This is a genomic window from Allobosea sp. BK604, from assembly GCF_004341515.1.
Lineage (GTDB): Bacteria > Pseudomonadota > Alphaproteobacteria > Rhizobiales > Beijerinckiaceae > Allobosea.
The window spans coordinates 130,134-144,414 of the sequence record NZ_SLZF01000012.1; the positions used below are offsets into that span (position 1 = coordinate 130,134).

General features: G+C 65.7%; 12 protein-coding genes and 1 pseudogene. 7 read left to right on the top strand and 6 right to left on the bottom strand.

Annotated elements, in window-relative coordinates:
* Positions 1 to 4: 4 nt before the first annotated feature.
* From EV560_RS30385 to EV560_RS30405, 5 genes and pseudogenes are all read right to left on the bottom strand, one after another.
* Positions 5 to 1,510, bottom strand: a complete 1,506-nt coding sequence (locus tag EV560_RS30385; protein WP_131859594.1) for an ABC transporter substrate-binding protein — start codon at positions 1,508 to 1,510, stop codon at positions 5 to 7.
* A 23-nt stretch (positions 1,511 to 1,533) separates the two neighbouring features.
* Positions 1,534 to 3,024: an ABC transporter substrate-binding protein gene (locus tag EV560_RS30390; RefSeq protein WP_131859595.1), complete on the bottom strand. Its 1,491-nt coding sequence runs from the start codon at positions 3,022 to 3,024 to the stop codon at positions 1,534 to 1,536.
* Positions 3,024 to 3,731 (bottom strand): GntR family transcriptional regulator, encoded by a 708-nt coding sequence (locus tag EV560_RS30395; RefSeq protein ID WP_165923714.1) that lies wholly within the window; start codon positions 3,729 to 3,731, stop codon positions 3,024 to 3,026. Before EV560_RS30395 ends, EV560_RS30390 begins: the two co-directional genes overlap by 1 nt.
* 287 nt (positions 3,732 to 4,018) lie before the next feature.
* A pseudogene (locus tag EV560_RS30400) lies at positions 4,019 to 4,734 on the bottom strand (SDR family NAD(P)-dependent oxidoreductase).
* Positions 4,735 to 4,778: 44 nt separating this feature from the next.
* Entirely contained in the window at positions 4,779 to 5,819 is a 1,041-nt protein-coding gene (locus EV560_RS30405; protein WP_131859597.1) for a LysR family transcriptional regulator, read from the bottom strand.
* A gap of 209 nt (positions 5,820 to 6,028) precedes the next feature.
* Between EV560_RS30405 and EV560_RS30410 the strand changes: the two genes are divergently transcribed.
* The 7 genes from EV560_RS30410 (at position 6,029) to EV560_RS30440 (ending at position 13,665) form a co-directional block, all read left to right on the top strand.
* Positions 6,029 to 7,006: a tripartite tricarboxylate transporter substrate binding protein gene (locus EV560_RS30410; protein ID WP_131859598.1), complete on the top strand. Its 978-nt coding sequence runs from the start codon at positions 6,029 to 6,031 to the stop codon at positions 7,004 to 7,006.
* A gap of 119 nt (positions 7,007 to 7,125) precedes the next feature.
* Positions 7,126 to 7,587, top strand: coding sequence for a tripartite tricarboxylate transporter TctB family protein (locus EV560_RS30415; RefSeq protein WP_131859599.1), 462 nt, complete (start codon positions 7,126 to 7,128; stop codon positions 7,585 to 7,587).
* A gap of 21 nt (positions 7,588 to 7,608) precedes the next feature.
* A complete protein-coding gene (locus EV560_RS30420; RefSeq protein WP_131859600.1) occupies positions 7,609 to 9,138 on the top strand; it encodes a tripartite tricarboxylate transporter permease in 1,530 nt (509 codons plus the stop codon).
* Complete coding sequence (locus tag EV560_RS30425) at positions 9,135 to 9,905, top strand: HpcH/HpaI aldolase family protein (protein WP_207908159.1); 771 nt, start codon at positions 9,135 to 9,137, stop codon at positions 9,903 to 9,905. Before EV560_RS30420 ends, EV560_RS30425 begins: the two co-directional genes overlap by 4 nt.
* 81 nt (positions 9,906 to 9,986) lie before the next feature.
* On the top strand, positions 9,987 to 11,384 hold the full coding sequence (gene leuC / locus EV560_RS30430; RefSeq protein WP_348982283.1) for a 3-isopropylmalate dehydratase large subunit: 1,398 nt from the start codon (positions 9,987 to 9,989) through the stop codon (positions 11,382 to 11,384).
* Positions 11,385 to 11,413: 29 nt separating this feature from the next.
* Positions 11,414 to 12,055 carry a 3-isopropylmalate dehydratase small subunit gene (gene leuD / locus EV560_RS30435; RefSeq protein ID WP_131859602.1) on the top strand — a complete coding sequence of 214 codons (642 nt, stop codon included), beginning with the start codon at positions 11,414 to 11,416 and terminating at the stop codon, positions 12,053 to 12,055.
* Positions 12,056 to 12,126: 71 nt separating this feature from the next.
* Complete coding sequence (locus EV560_RS30440; protein ID WP_131859603.1) at positions 12,127 to 13,665, top strand: acetolactate synthase large subunit; 1,539 nt, start codon at positions 12,127 to 12,129, stop codon at positions 13,663 to 13,665.
* Between the two features lie 67 nt (positions 13,666 to 13,732).
* On the opposite strand, the gene EV560_RS30445 is transcribed toward EV560_RS30440, so the two are convergent.
* Complete coding sequence (locus tag EV560_RS30445) at positions 13,733 to 14,272, bottom strand: GNAT family N-acetyltransferase (RefSeq protein ID WP_131859604.1); 540 nt, start codon at positions 14,270 to 14,272, stop codon at positions 13,733 to 13,735.
* Positions 14,273 to 14,281: the final 9 nt, after the last annotated feature.

A 14,281-nucleotide genomic window follows, 5' to 3' on the forward strand; every position in this document is an offset into this window, starting at 1 on the left:
GCGCTCAATCGGTCCAGCGCATGCGATTCAGGAACAGGCTCTCATTGGGGGTCGGCTGCCATTCGAGATTGCGCGTCGCGCCGTAGATCGCGGACGATTGGTAGAGCGGCACCGCGGGAACGTCCCTCGCGACGATCTCGTGGACCGCAGCATAGCTGGCAAGGCGCTTGGCCGGATCGAGCGCCTGTCGTGCGGTCTCGAGCAGAGTGTCGACCTCCGCGTTGCGATAGGCCGACCAACCGCTGGAGCGATGCAGCAGCGGAAAGAGCACGCCGTCGGCATCCTGGCAGGCGCAGGACCAGCGCCCGAAGCTCAGGGTGGGAATCGTGTCGGGACCGGACTGGGCGCGGCGCAGATAGCTTGCCATGTCGGAGACGACGATCTTGACGTTCAGGCCGACATCGGTGAGCTGCTGCTGGATCGCCTGCACGATGCGCTGATCGAAGACCGGCGCGGTCGCGAGCTCGACCTCGTCTTTCGCAGCCGCCCCCGCCTCCCCGATCAATGCCTTGGCGCGAGTGGGGTCGTAGGGAAGCGCCTTGATGCCGTCGGCCCAGCCGAAGACGACCGGCGTGAGCAGTTCCGGCATCGGCTTGTCATAGCCGCCGAGGATGCCGTCGGTCAGCCCTTCCTTGTCGATGGCATGGGCGACGGCCTGGCGGACCTTCGGGATGTCGAAGGGCGGTTTCGTCGTGTTGAGTCGCAGGTAGGCGACGCGCTCGGTCAGCGCGGTGAGGGCCTTGGCGCGCTGGGACGACTTGAGCTGGCCGGCCTGGTCGGTGTCGAGACCGACGGCGAGATCGGCCGTCCCCGCCTGAAGATTGGCGAGACGCGTCGCGCCGTCGGGCACCGCGCGGAAGAGCACCACGGGGAACTGCCCCTTGGTTCCCCAATAGGTTTCGTTGCGGGCGAGCGTGACAGCGACGCCGCGCTGCCAGGAATCGAACCTGTAAGGTCCGCTTCCGATCGGCTTCTGGTTGAAGCCATCATTGCCGAGAGCCTCGACCGCGGCCTTGGGCACGATGGAGAGTTTGACGAGCTGGGCGAGCAGCGCCGGATAGGGCGCCGAGGTGGTCAGCGTCACCGTGTTCGCGCCGGTCGCAGCGGCATCGGCGATCTTGTCGAACTGGCCGAGCTGGGGGCTGCCGAAGGCCTTGTCGGTGATGCGCTTCACCGAGAACACGACGTCCTGCGGCGTCAGCTTCGAACCGTCATGGAAGCTGACGTCGTCGCGGATCGTGAACTCGATCTGGGTATCTGAGAGCTGGCGCCAGGCCGTGGCGATCTGCGGGACGATCTGCCCCTTGTCGTCGCGCGTGACGAGATTGTCGAAGATGTTGCGATAGACGTAGTAGCTATCCGGATTCCACTGGAGATGCGGGTCGAGCGAAGACGGCTCGCCGGAGAGATCGACGGTGAAGCGGTCCTTTCCGGCTTGTGCCCCGGCCGCGCTCAGTGCCAGGACGGCGGCGATGACTGCGCGGACAGGCCATTTCCAGTGTTTTCCCATCTTGCCCTCCCAGGCGTCTGATCTCAGTCGGTCCAGCGGATACGGTTCAGGAACAGGCTCTCGTTCGGTGTCGGCGTGAACTGAACCGGCTTTGCGGCGCCATAGCCCGCGACGGTCTGGTAGAGCGGCACGACCGGCAGGGTCGTTGCGATGATCTCGTGAACCTTGCGGTAATCGGCCAGCCGCGTGGCGGGATCGAGCGCAGTGCGGGCTCCGTCGAGCAGGGCGTCGACCTGCTTGTTCTCGACAATCGTCCAGCCGCTGCCGGCATGGAACAGCTCATAGAGCGCGCCGTCGGCGTCCTGGCAGGCGCAGGACGAGCGGCTGATGGCGAGGACCGGTGCCTCGACCGGGCCGCGCTGCGTTCGTTGCAGGAAGCTCGGCGTATCGATCAGCTCGATCGTCACATTGAGCCCGACATCGCGCAGTTGCTGCTGGATCGCCTGCACCACGCGCTGGTCGAAGAACGGCGCGGTCGTCAGCGGGATCGCGACCTTGCCCGCGGGGCCGGCCTCCGTGACGAGCGCCTTGGCGCGCGCGGGGTCGAAGGCCGGGCCCTCGATCCCGTCGATCCAGCCGAAATGGGCCGGCGTCAGCATCTGCGCGATCGGCTTTTCCTGCCCCCCGAGGATGCCGTCGATGATGCCCTGCTTGTCGACCGCGCGCGCCACCGCCTCCCGGATCTTCGGGTTGTCGAATGGCGGGCGATTGGGATTGAGGCGCAAATAGGCCAGCCGCTCGGTCAGGGCGGTCAGGGGCTTGGCACGCTGCGAGCCCTTGAGCTGGGCGAGCTGGTCGCTGTCGAGGCCGACGGCGAGATCGGCGCTGCCGGCCTGAAGGTCGGCGAGGCGGGTCGCGCTGTCGGGGATGGCCCGGAAGACCGCGCTCGCGAACGGTCCCTTCGTTCCCCAATATCGATCGTTGCGCGTGAGCGTGACGGCGACGCCGCGCTGCCAGGATTCGAAGCGATAGGGGCCACTGCCGACCGGCTTCAGGTTGAAGGCGTCCTTGCCGACCGCCTCGACGATCTTCTTCGGGACGATCGAGAGCTTCACGAGCTGGGCGAGAAGCGCAGGGTAAGGACCGTCCGTGACGAACTTGACCTCAGTCGCCGAGAGCGGGATCGCCTGCACGATCTTGTTGAACTGGCCGCGTTGCGGGCTCGCGAAGCTCGCATCGGTGATGCGGGCGATGCTGAACGCGACGTCCTCGGCGGTGAGGCTGGAGCCGTCGTGGAAGGTCACGTCAGGCCGCAGCGTGAAGACGATCTCCGTGTCGGAGAGATTGCGCCAGGCAGTGGCGATCTGCGGGACGATCTGCCCCTTGTCGTCGCGCGTGACGAGATTGTCGAAGATGTTGCGATAGACGTAGTAGCTGTCGGGATTCCACTGGAGCTGAGGGTCGAGCGTCGACGGCTCGGCGGCGAGATCGACGACGAAGCGATCAGCGCCCGCGATGGCCGGCGTCGCCAGCATGAGACCGGCGGCAAAGAGCCAGGTGAACGATTTTTGCATCACTCTTCCCTCCGTTTCGTTGCTGGGGCGGCCGCCATCGGCTTCGGCGCGAGCGGTCTGCGCCCGCGCCGCCGCTTCGCCGGATTCACCTGAGGCGCAAAGCTGAGCATCGCGCGGGCGACGGCGATCTCGAACCCATCGATCTCGGCACGGATCAAGCGCTCGGCCGAGACGGCGTCCCCCGAAGCCAGGGCTTCGATCAGCGGGCTAAGATGAGCGGGCGCCAATGGCAGCCCGGCGATCTCCAAGGCCCGCACGATCCGCGAGACGTGGTCGGCGAGTTCGCAGAACCAGCGCCGTGCCAGTGCCCCGGACTGCTCGGCAAGCAGGTCACGCATCCGTCGCTCGGCGGCCCGCGCGGTTGCAACGACGGCGGGCTCCTGCCGCCCGGCCGCAGCGCCGACCGCGATAGCCAGGGCGCGCAAGACCTGCACCTCCTCGGCCGACAGCAAGCGACGCGCGAGGGCGGGCTCGAGCTGCCGCCGCGCCAGGATCAGAGCGGCGACATGGGGGCCATCGAGCGGCGTGACGCGCCAGCCCTGCCGCGCCTGTCGCTCCACGAAGCCAATGGCCTCGAGCCGGGTGAGCGCGACCCGGACGGCAGCGCGCCCGAGCCGGAAGCGCTCCGCCAGGACCGCCTCATGGATCATCGAGCCAGGCGCGAGCTCGCATGAAACGATGGCGTGATGAACCCGCTGCAAGGCCATCTCGGTGCGCGGAGCCGGGCTCGGCGGCACTGGCGTCGCGTTGGCTGAGACAAGCGACCAGGGCGTACGATCGAACATCGCAGCATGTTACGCCATATCTGACATCTCACAATTCTCTTTTGAGATGTCAGAACAGAAAAATCATCTCTGCTTTGGCCTGCCCGCGGCGTGCCGACTTCCGAGGATCTGGCGCATCGGCCCGAAAACTGGCTTGCCGCTTTTGGAAAAGCCGATGCGAAAACAAGGAGCTGGACCATCAGACCCGATACGATATCCGGTCCGATCGTCTAGCGAGCCACTCCCACGGTCATCCCGCCGCAGACATAAAGCGTCTGGCCGGTGACGAAGCGCGCGGCATCCGAGACGAAGTAGGCGACGGCATGGGCGATGTCGGCCGGCTGCCCGAGGAAGCCAACCGGGACGCCTTCGACAATCGCCTTGGTCTTGGGCGAATCCGCCGGGTTCGCCGCCTCGAACAGCTTGGTCCAGTCGGGCCCGGCCCGATCGCGTTGACGGTGATGCCGTCGCGCGCCAACTCGAGCGCCATCGTCTTGGTCATGCCGAGCAGGGCCGCCTTGCTAGCGGAATAGGCAGTGCGCAATTCCTTGCCGAGCGCGGCACGGCTCGAGATGCTGACGATCCGCCCGATGCCGGCCCTGCGCATGGAAGGTACCGCGGCCTGCGCCGCCAGCATCGCCGAGCGGACATTGACCTGCTGGACGAGATCGAAATCCTCCGCCGTGGTGTCGTCGAAACGCGCCGGCCGTACGATCCCGGCGCCGTTCACCAGACGCGTCACCCGCCGGTCGCGGCAGAAGGCCCCGAGGGTTTCGGAGGTCGCCGTCGCGTCGGCGAGATCAAGGCTGACGTGGTCCGAAAGAAAACTGTGCCGCGGCTCGTCGCGGTCGACGGTGACGACGCGAAAACCGTCATTGGTCAGCCGCTCGGCGATGGCGGTTCCGATGCTGCCGGCGCCCCCGGTCACGATGGCGAAGTCGGACATGTCTTCTCCCTTGTCTTGTTCTGGAATTTTGACTCTCCCGGCAGCTAGACCGCCCCCTCGCGCAGCGTATCGAGCCGGAAGCGCGCCGCGACCTCGGGTACGAGCTTTTTTACCTTGGGCAGGATGCTTTCGCGCAGCCCGGTGATCGCGACATCATGGATGTGCTCGCCGACATGCATTCCGTCGCCCCGCCGCATGGCCAGGAAGATGGAACGCACCAGCGAATCCTCGGGATAGGGCGCGACGCGGATCGGCTCGCCGCGCTCCATCGCCTTGATGACCGCCAGCACGGGCAGGACCGTCCAGCCGGCACCGGCCGCGACCATTTGCAGGACACCCTCGTTGGTATCGAGATGGAAGCGGCGCTGCGGCGCCATTCCGCGCGCCTGAAGCGCGATGTCGACGCGCGAGACCATGTTCGGGTCGCGCCCGAAGCGGATGTGGTCGAGCGTCTCGCTGACCCGCTGGATATCCCTTGGGTCGCCCTCGTAGGAGGCGGGCACGATGATCAGCAACGGCTCGGTCAGGATCGGCATGATCTGCACATCGGGCGGCGGGCTGGCTTCATCCGCCGTGATGATGAAATCGAATTCCCGCTGCGACAGCGATTGGAACCTTGTCGCGAAGAAGCCGGAATCGACCGAGACCTCGGCCGCCATTTCCCGAAGGCTGTTGATGATCACCGGCCCGATCGTCGTCGCAACGCTATTCAGCATGCCGATGCGCAGCGCCGGAAGCTGGGCGAGATGGCCAAGGCGCAGGGCGTTGTCGAATTTCTGGAGGCTTTCGAGAATGGCGATGGCGTGCGGCAGCAATGCCCCGGCCTGAAGCGTCAGCGCCGGCGGGCGCACTGAACGGTCGAAGAGCTGGACGCCGAGCGAGGCCTCGAGCGCGCCGATCGCCTGCGAGATCGCCGGCTGGGTAAGCCGCAGGCGCTCGGCGGCCGCGCTCATGCTGCCTTCACGCGCGACGGTGACGAAGAATTCGAGCGAGCGCGCCGTGAGCGCTGGACTGATTGCAAAGCGACTCAGGCGCTCCCCCGAGCTTGGCTCGATATGAGATCTATCGTTTGAATTCTTGCGCATTCATGCTCCACGAAAGCCAATAGGCACGGATTCCGGGTGAATAATTCAAAATACCAAATTCCGGAGAATCTATACTCAAAAATATCAAAAATCGGATCGGTCCATAAAAAATTCTTGCACCGCTCACAATCGGCTTATACTAAATATAAGTCGCCTTTAGAAGGGCCCTCAAAACACAAAAAAATAAGCAATATCAATGGGAGACGGAAATGCTCATACGACGTGAGGTGCTTTTCGCGATCGCCGCGGCACTGTCGCTCAGCGCGACGGCACATGCCGATGACAGCTGGAAGCCCAAGGGCAACATAGAATTCATTGTCGGGGCTGGCCCGGGCGGAGAAAACGATCGCATTGCACGCGCCATCCAGCGCGCTCTGCAGGATGGCGGCTTCGTCCCATCGATGACCATTCTCAACAAGCCGGGAGCGGGCCAGGTCATCGCCATCACCGACCTCGCGAGCCGCAAGGGCAATACCAACACCATCGGCCTCGCCTCCGGCAGCTTCATCAACGCCATCGCGCGCTCGGGCTCGAACCTCCACACCCGGGTCGTCCCGGTGATGAAGCTGTTCGACGCCTATCAGGCGTTCTTCACCAAGGCCGATTCTTCCATCAAGACGATGGCCGACGTGAAGGAGCGGCTGAAGGCCGATCCGAAATCGGTGACCTTCGCGTTCCCGGTCGGCCTCGGCAGCCCGCTGCATGTGGCGGCGGTGCAGGTCGCCAAGACCGCCGGCGTCAAGCCCGCCGAGGTCAAGACCGTGGTGTTCGACTCCGGCGCCGACGTCTCGGCGCAGATCTCCGGCGGTCACGTCGATGTCGGCATCACCAGCATCGGCAGCGCCATGCCGTTGATCCAGGCCGGGAAGGCCCGTTTCCTCGGGCTCGCAGCGCCGGAACGCATGGGCGGAGACATGAAGGATGTGCCGACGCTGCGCGAGCAAGGCCTCGATGTGATCGTCGCCAATTCATACAACGTGCTGCTGCCGGGCAGCCTCAAGCCCGAGCAGGTCGCGTTCTGGACCAAGGCGCTCGACGCCGTTCTCGAAAACAAGCAGTTCCAGGCCGATCTCGATCGGAATTTCTGGGTCGCGACCCCCGTCCGCTATCCGGGATCCGTCGCCGAATTCAACAAGGAATATGACGAGAATCGTACGATTCTCAAGGAAATCGGCTTCGCCGAATAGCATCCCGAGCGCTGCACCTGTCCCGGATCGATCCTGATCCGGGGCTCATCTTCCTTCACGGCAATGCATCGGCGCGTGGCGCTGGTGCCATTGACTGGAAAAGCACGTCGAGGCGCACCGTGTCCTATACCCGCTTAGGATTTCTTCTTCCGCTCGTCCTGGCCGCCTTCTACGAATTCATGACCGAGCGCATCCCCTCGCTCGCCTTCGGCGATCCGCTTGGCGCGCGCGCATTCCCTCGTCTGATCGTCGCCGGATTGGTGCTCTCGGCCGTGCTGTGGGCGTTCGAGGACCGGGGCAGGGCGAAGACGTCGGAGGCGTTAACAGAACACCCTGAAGGCAATCATTACGTCGCCGCCCTAGCGGTGGCCGCCGCCGTGCTGGTCTACATCCTCGCCCTGGTGCCGCTCGGTTACGTTATCTCGACATTGGTATTCCTGCTGGTCCTCACCAGTTACTTCAACAAGGGAAAATGGATCGCGAATGTCGCGACGTCGGTCATGTTTCCCGTCGCGTCCTATCTTCTCTTCACAAAGCTTCTCGGCGTCGCGCTGCCTTACGGCGAACTTCTCCCGGCATAGGCCAAATCCGAGGATCATGGCATGGAGCATCTGATTTCCGGGTTTGCCGTTGCTCTGCAATGGGACAATCTGATCTACACCTTCATTGGCGTCTTCATCGGGACGATCGTTGGCGTCCTGCCCGGTATCGGGCCTTCCGCCAGCATCGCACTGCTCGTGCCGATCACCTTCGGCATGAACCCCACCAGCGCGCTCATCATGATGTCGGGCATCTACTACGGCGCCATGTATGGCGGCTCGATCTCGTCGATCCTGATCAATACGCCCGGTGAAGCCTCGTCCGTCATGACGGCGATCGACGGCTACCAGATGGCGAAGAAGGGTCGTGCCGGCGCGGCGCTGGCCGTCGCCGCCTGGGGCTCGTTCATCGCCGGCACCATCGGCATCGTCGCGCTCTCCCTGCTCGCCGTGCCGCTGGCACAGTTCGCGCTCGAATTCGGCCCGGCCGAATACTTCCTGGTCATGCTGTTCTCGATGGCTGCGGTCTCCGCGCTTGCCGGCGACGCGCCGGGCAAGGCGGTCTTCTCGATGATGCTTGGCCTCGCGGTCGCCACTGTCGGCATCGACATGCAGACCGGCCAGGAGCGCTTCACCTTCGCAATTCCGGAATTCCAGGACGGCATTCACTTCGTCGCGGTCGTGGTTGGCCTGTTCGCCGTCGCCGAGGTCCTGCGGGGCGTCGAGGATTGGTACATGGGTACGAACGAGGTCATTCGCATCAAGGGCAAGCTGATGCTGACCCGTGACGAATGGAAACGCTCCATCAAGCCGATCGCGCGCGGCGGCATCATCGGCTTTCTCCTCGGCGTGCTGCCCGGAGCCGGAACCACCATCGCAACCTTTCTGTCCTATGCGGCGGAGAAGAAGTCTTCGAAGCATCCGGAGGAGTTCGGGCACGGCGCCATCGAAGGCGTTGCGGGACCGGAATCGGCGAACAACGCCGCGACGATGGGCGCGATGGTGCCGCTGCTCAGCCTCGGCCTGCCGGGCTCGTCCACAACGGCGGTGCTGCTCGGCGTGCTGATCATGTACGGCATCCAGCCCGGCCCGACGCTGTTTACCGCCAAGCCCGAGCTGGTCTGGGGCCTGATCAACAGCATGTATGTCGGCAATATCATGCTGCTCATCCTGAACCTGCCGCTGATCGGCCTGTTCGTCCGCCTGGTCTACCTGCCGGTCGGCCTGCTGTTGCCGATCATCCTCGCCCTTTCGGTGATGGGCGCCTACGGGCTGAACTCCAGCGTCATCGACCTCTACGTCATGCTGTTCTTCGGCGTCGCCGGCTACCTCCTGGAGAAGATCAAGGTCCCGCTCGGCCCGATGGTTCTCGCGCTGGTGCTTGGCGGCACGCTCGAACAGTCGTTCCGGCAGGCCATGACGATCTCCAGCGGCAGCCCGAAGATCTTCGTCGGGACCCCGATCTGCGTCGTGCTGCTGATCATGTGCATCGGCGCCATCAGCTGGCCGTTCATTAGCAAAGTCATGGCGCGCCGCACGGCTGCGTCGACGCCCAAGCGGGCAATCGAAAATCAGGTGGGAGAAACGCTTTGAGCACGGCCAAGACGAGTTTCAAGCAGGCGCTGCGCAGCGGCGTGCCGCAGATCGGCTATCGCAGCCAGCTCTGCAGCCCGATGGTTGCCGAGGCGCTGGCCTGGTGCGGCTTCGACTACATCTATATCGACATGGAGCACGCCCCCAACGACCTGATGTCGGTGGTGCAGCAAAGCCAGGCGATCGGCGGCACCCCGGCCTATCCGGTGGTGCGGCTGCCGACCAATGACAGCGTTCTGATCCAGCAGATGCTGGATGCCGGGGTCGACAATATCGTCATTCCCATGGTCGAGACGCCGGAGGAGGCCGCGAGCGCAGCCGCCGCGACGCGCTACCCACCGAAGGGCATACGGAGCGCGGCGCGGGTGCATCGCGGCAGCCGCTACGGCGCCATCACCGACTACGACACCACGGCCAACGAGCTGACCTGCCTCGTCGTGCAGGTCGAGACCCGCGCGGCCGTCGAGCGCGTCGCCGAGATCGCGGCGGTCGAGGGGGTCGACGGTGTGCTGTTCGGGCCGGGCGATCTCGCCGCCGACCTCGGCCATCTCGGCGATGCCGACCATCCCGAGGTCATCGCGCTGATGGAAGCGGCGATCCCGAAGATCCGCGCCGCCGGCAAGTTCGCCGGCATGTCGTCGTCGAATCCGGCCAAGACGCAAGGCTGGCTCGCCAAGGGCTGCAATTTCATCTCGATCGGCGGCGACATGCAGCTGCTGGTCACCCACGCGCGCAACGCATCGAAGACGGCACGCGCCGCGGCCTGAGCCGCCTGTGAACAACAGAGCGGCATGAGCGCAGCTTCAGTGGAAGGATAGAGGAAGACCTCAATGGCGGATAAGCGATCTTTGTATCAGAAGGTGTGGGACGAGCATGTCATCGTCACCTCGCCACAAGGTGAAGATCTGCTCTATGTCGACTTCAACCTGATCAACGAGGGCGGTTCATTCCTCGCCTTCGACCAGATGCGCATGGAAGGCCGCAAGCCCTATCGGCCAGCGCAGCATCTGGCGATCACCGACCACTATCTGCCAACCGCGAACCGTGCGGCGGGGCCGGCGGGCATCGGCAATCTCGAGATCCGCAAGGTGGTCGAGATGCTGGCCTCCAACACTGCCGATTTCGGCGTGCCGCACATGAACATGCACCATACCCAGCAGGGCATCGCGCATGTGGTGGCACCCGAGCTCGGCTATGCGCAGCCAGGCATGCTGATCACCTGCAACGATTCCCACACCGCGACCAACGGAGCGCTGGGCGCGCTGGCGATCCCGATCGGAGCCTCGATGCAGCTCCGACATGTGCTGGCGACGCAAACGGTGTGGCTGAAGCGCGCCAGGACGATGCGCATTTCCGTCACCGGCACGCTGCCCGAGGCCGTCACTTCGAAGGATGTCATCCTCGGCATCATCGCGCAGATCGGCATTGGCGGGGCGACCGGCTACGCGGTCGAATATGCCGGCTCGACGGTGCGGGCCATGTCGATGGAGGCCCGCCTCACCATGTGCAACATGTCGATCGAGGCCGGCGCGCGCATCGGCATGATCTCGCCCGACGACACGGTCTACCAATATCTCAACGGCCGGGTGAACGCGCCGAAGGGCGCCGATTGGGACCGGGCGCTGGCCTATTGGCGGACGCTGCCAACGCAGGACGACACGCCGTTCGATCGCGAACTGAGCTTCGACGCCACCAAGCTCGCGCCTATGGTGAGCTGGGGCACCAGCCCGGAGGACTGCTCGCCGATCGACGGCGCCGTGCCCGATCCCGCGCTGATCACTGACGCCGACCGGCGCCGGCATGTCGATCGCGCGCTGGAATATATGCAGCTCACGCCGCGGACCCGGCTCGCCGATATCGCCATCGACCGGGTCTTCATCGGCTCCTGCACCAATAGCCGGATCGAGGACCTGCGTTCCGCCGCCAAGGTGCTGCGGGGCCGCAAGGCCGCGGTGCCCGGCATGGTCTCGCCCGGCTCGACCACGGTGAAGCGCCAGGCCGAGGCCGAGGGGCTGGATGCCATCTTCCGCGCGGCCGGTCTCGACTGGCGCGACGCCGGCTGCTCGATGTGCAACGGCTCCAATGGCGAGATCCTCAGCCCGGGCGAGCGCGCCGCCTCGACCACCAACCGCAATTTCGAGGGCCGTCAGGGCCGCGGCGCCATGACCCATATCATGAGCCCGGCGATGGTCGCGGCCGCCGCCGTCACCGGAAAGCTGACGGACGTGCGCCGGATCACCGATTGAAGCGCCACTTCTGCCGCCTGGAGTTTGCCATGCTGCCTTTCACCGTTCTGACCGCCGTGGCGGTGCCCCTGGAGATCGCCAAGATCGACACCGGCATGATCCTGCCGGGCCGCTTCATGCGCCGCCACCGGCGCCCCGGCCATGACTATTCCGAGGCGTTCCTGCACGACCTGCGCTTCGACGAGAAGGGTGTGCCGCGCCCCGAATTCGCGATGAACATGCCGGCTTATGCGAAGGCCGAGATCCTCGTCACCGACAGCGATTTCGGCTGCGGCTCCTCCCGCGAGGGCGCGGCCTATGCGGTGATGGACTATGGGTTGCGCGCCTTGATCGGGCCGAGCTTCGCCGAGATCTTCTATGGCAACTGCCTGCAGAACGGCCTCCTGCCGGTGACGCTGCCGGAGCCGGTCGTCCACGACCTTTGGGCGCAGTTGCGCAACACGCCGGGCGCGACGATCACCATCGACCTGCCCAACCAGCAGGTGATCGCGCCGGACGGTTCCGCGCATGCCTTCGAAATCAACCAGTTGCGCAAGGAGCGGCTGGTGCTCGGCATCGACGATATCGACGTCACCCTGGAGCACCGCGCCGCCATCGACGCCTTCGAGGCGAAGCGACAGCAGGCCTATCCATGGCTGCCCAATGCCGCGCACGTCCTGGCCGGGCACTGAAGCCGTCTTCGTTCGAGCGGAACCATGCTCCCGCCGCGCGATAGCGGCCTCAACTACCAAGGGAATCCGACGTGAACGGTGCCGAGAGTATTGTCCAGACGCTGCTGGACGCCGATGTGACCACCTGCTTCGGCAATCCGGGAACCAGCGAGATGCATTTCGTGGCGGCGCTGGACCGGATCGCCGGCATGCGCTGCGTGCTCGGCCTGTTCGAGGGCGTGGTGACCGGCGCCGCGGACGGGTATGGCCGCATGGCGGACAAGCCGGCGGCGACGCTGCTGCATTGCGGGCCCGGGCTCGCAAACGGGCTGGCCAATCTCCACAATGCGCGCCGCGCCCGCACGCCGGTGGTCAATATCGTCGGCGACCAGGCGACCTATCACCGCGAGCTCGATCCGCCGCTGACCGCCGATACGGAAGGCTGGGCCCGCGGCGTTTCGGCCTGGACACGCACTGCGGCATCCGCCGCTACCGTCGGCCTCGATACCGCCACCGCCGTCCAGGCGGCTCGGAGCTCTCCGGGCCGCATCGCGACGCTGATCGCACCCGCCGACACCTGCTGGGACGAGGGCGGCGTGGTCGCCAAGCCCCTGCCCGTCCCGCCGCCTCCAACCATCGCGCCACACCGCATTGCCGAGATCGCCAGGTTGCTGCGCGGCGGCGAGCCGGTTCTGCTGCTGCTCGGAGGCACCGCGTTGCGCAGCGCGGCGCTCGAAGACGCCTACCGCATCGCCGAGGCGACCGGCGCCCGGCTGATGGCCCAGCAATTCAATGGCCGGGTCGAGCGCGGACAAGGACGCTTGCCGATCCGCCGACTATCCTACGGCGTCGCCCCGTCCCTCGCCGAACTGGCGGAATTCCGGCACATCGTGCTGATCGGCGCGACGCCGCCCGTGGCCCCTTTCGCCTACCCCGGCAAGCCCGGCCATCTCGCGGCGCCGGGCACGTCGATCCATGTCTTCGCTCGGCCGGAGGAGAACATGCCCGACGCGCTGGCGCGGCTCGCCGATGAATTGTCAGCCCCAAAACTCGCCGTCCCGAGGGCGCCGCAAGGCGCCGGCCCCGGACGCGGAAACGTCACCCAGGAGGCGGTGACGCAGACGCTCGCCGCCCTGCTGCCGGACAACGCGGTCGTGGTGGACGAGAGCGTCAGCTTCGGCCGGCTGTTCTTCAACGGCCTGGCGGGCGCCGCGCCGCATGACTGGCTGCAGATCACCGGTGGCGCCATAGGCAGCGGCCTGCCGATGGCGACCGGCGCTGCGCTGGGCGCCCCTGGCCGACGTGTCGTCTCGCTGCAGGCCGACGGCTCGGCCATGTACACCGTGCAGGCTCTGTGGACGCAGGCGCGCGAGCAATTGCCGATCACGACCGTGATCCTGTCGAACCGGAAATACGCGATCCTGCTCGGCGAGCTCGACAATGTCGGCGCCAATGCCGGCAAGGTGGCGCTCGACATGCTGACGCTCGACAACCCCGCCATCGGCTGGGTCGGCATCGCCAGCAACCTCGGCGTCGAGGCGGCCCGTGCCGAAGACATGGAGACCTTCGCCGATCTATTCACCGCGGCGAACAGGAGGCCCGGGCCATTCGTGATCGAGCTGACGATCTGAGACGGGGGCTACCTCGCCCGGCCAGCTGCCGGCGCAACCTGCCTTTTCGCCAACGTCAGAGGCAGGACTACGGTATCGGCTGGGTCGCGCCCGCACCGAGCGATCGCTGCACCATGACGCTGTCGGACCACTTGCCGTAACGATAGGCGACCCCGGGCAAATGACCCACCCGGGCGAAGCCGAAGCGCTCGTGCAGCGCCAGCGAGGCGCCGTTCTCCGCGTCGATATAGCCGATCATCTGGCGGAAGCCCGCCGCCGCGCAGGCGTCGATCAAAGCCTGGATCAGCAGCCGGCCGATGCCGCGGCCGAGATGCTCGTGATGCACGTAGATAGAGTGCTTGACGGTGAAGCGATAGGCTGGCCGCTTGCGGAACAGGACGACATAGGCATAGCCCACCACCTCCCCGCCGCGCGTCGCCACCAGATGCGGCAGCCGCCGGTTGCGGAGGTTCTTGCGTCGGTCGCGCAGATCGTCCGGCTGCGGCGTGCCGGTATCCTCGACTCCCGCCTCGATGCCGCGGCGGATATGCCGGCGATAGATCGCCAGCATGGGCTCGACATCGTCATCGCGCGAGGGGCGAATGACGATCGGCGGTTCGTTCTCCATGATTCCTCG

What these genes read in the sequence shown, in the direction of transcription:
- EV560_RS30385 (WP_131859594.1), bottom strand. Translation starts at nt 1,510, where the DNA reads ATGGGAAAACACTGGAAATGGCCTGTCCGCGCAGTCATCGCCGCCGTC.
- EV560_RS30390 (WP_131859595.1), bottom strand. Translation starts at nt 3,024, where the DNA reads ATGCAAAAATCGTTCACCTGGCTCTTTGCCGCCGGTCTCATGCTGGCG.
- EV560_RS30395 (WP_165923714.1), bottom strand. Translation starts at nt 3,731, where the DNA reads ATGGCCTTGCAGCGGGTTCATCACGCCATCGTTTCATGCGAGCTCGCG.
- EV560_RS30405 (WP_131859597.1), bottom strand. Translation starts at nt 5,819, where the DNA reads ATGCGCAAGAATTCAAACGATAGATCTCATATCGAGCCAAGCTCGGGG.
- EV560_RS30410 (WP_131859598.1), top strand. Translation starts at nt 6,029, where the DNA reads ATGCTCATACGACGTGAGGTGCTTTTCGCGATCGCCGCGGCACTGTCG.
- EV560_RS30420 (WP_131859600.1), top strand. Translation starts at nt 7,609, where the DNA reads ATGGAGCATCTGATTTCCGGGTTTGCCGTTGCTCTGCAATGGGACAAT.
- leuD (WP_131859602.1), top strand. Translation starts at nt 11,414, where the DNA reads ATGCTGCCTTTCACCGTTCTGACCGCCGTGGCGGTGCCCCTGGAGATC.
- EV560_RS30445 (WP_131859604.1), bottom strand. Translation starts at nt 14,272, where the DNA reads ATGGAGAACGAACCGCCGATCGTCATTCGCCCCTCGCGCGATGACGAT.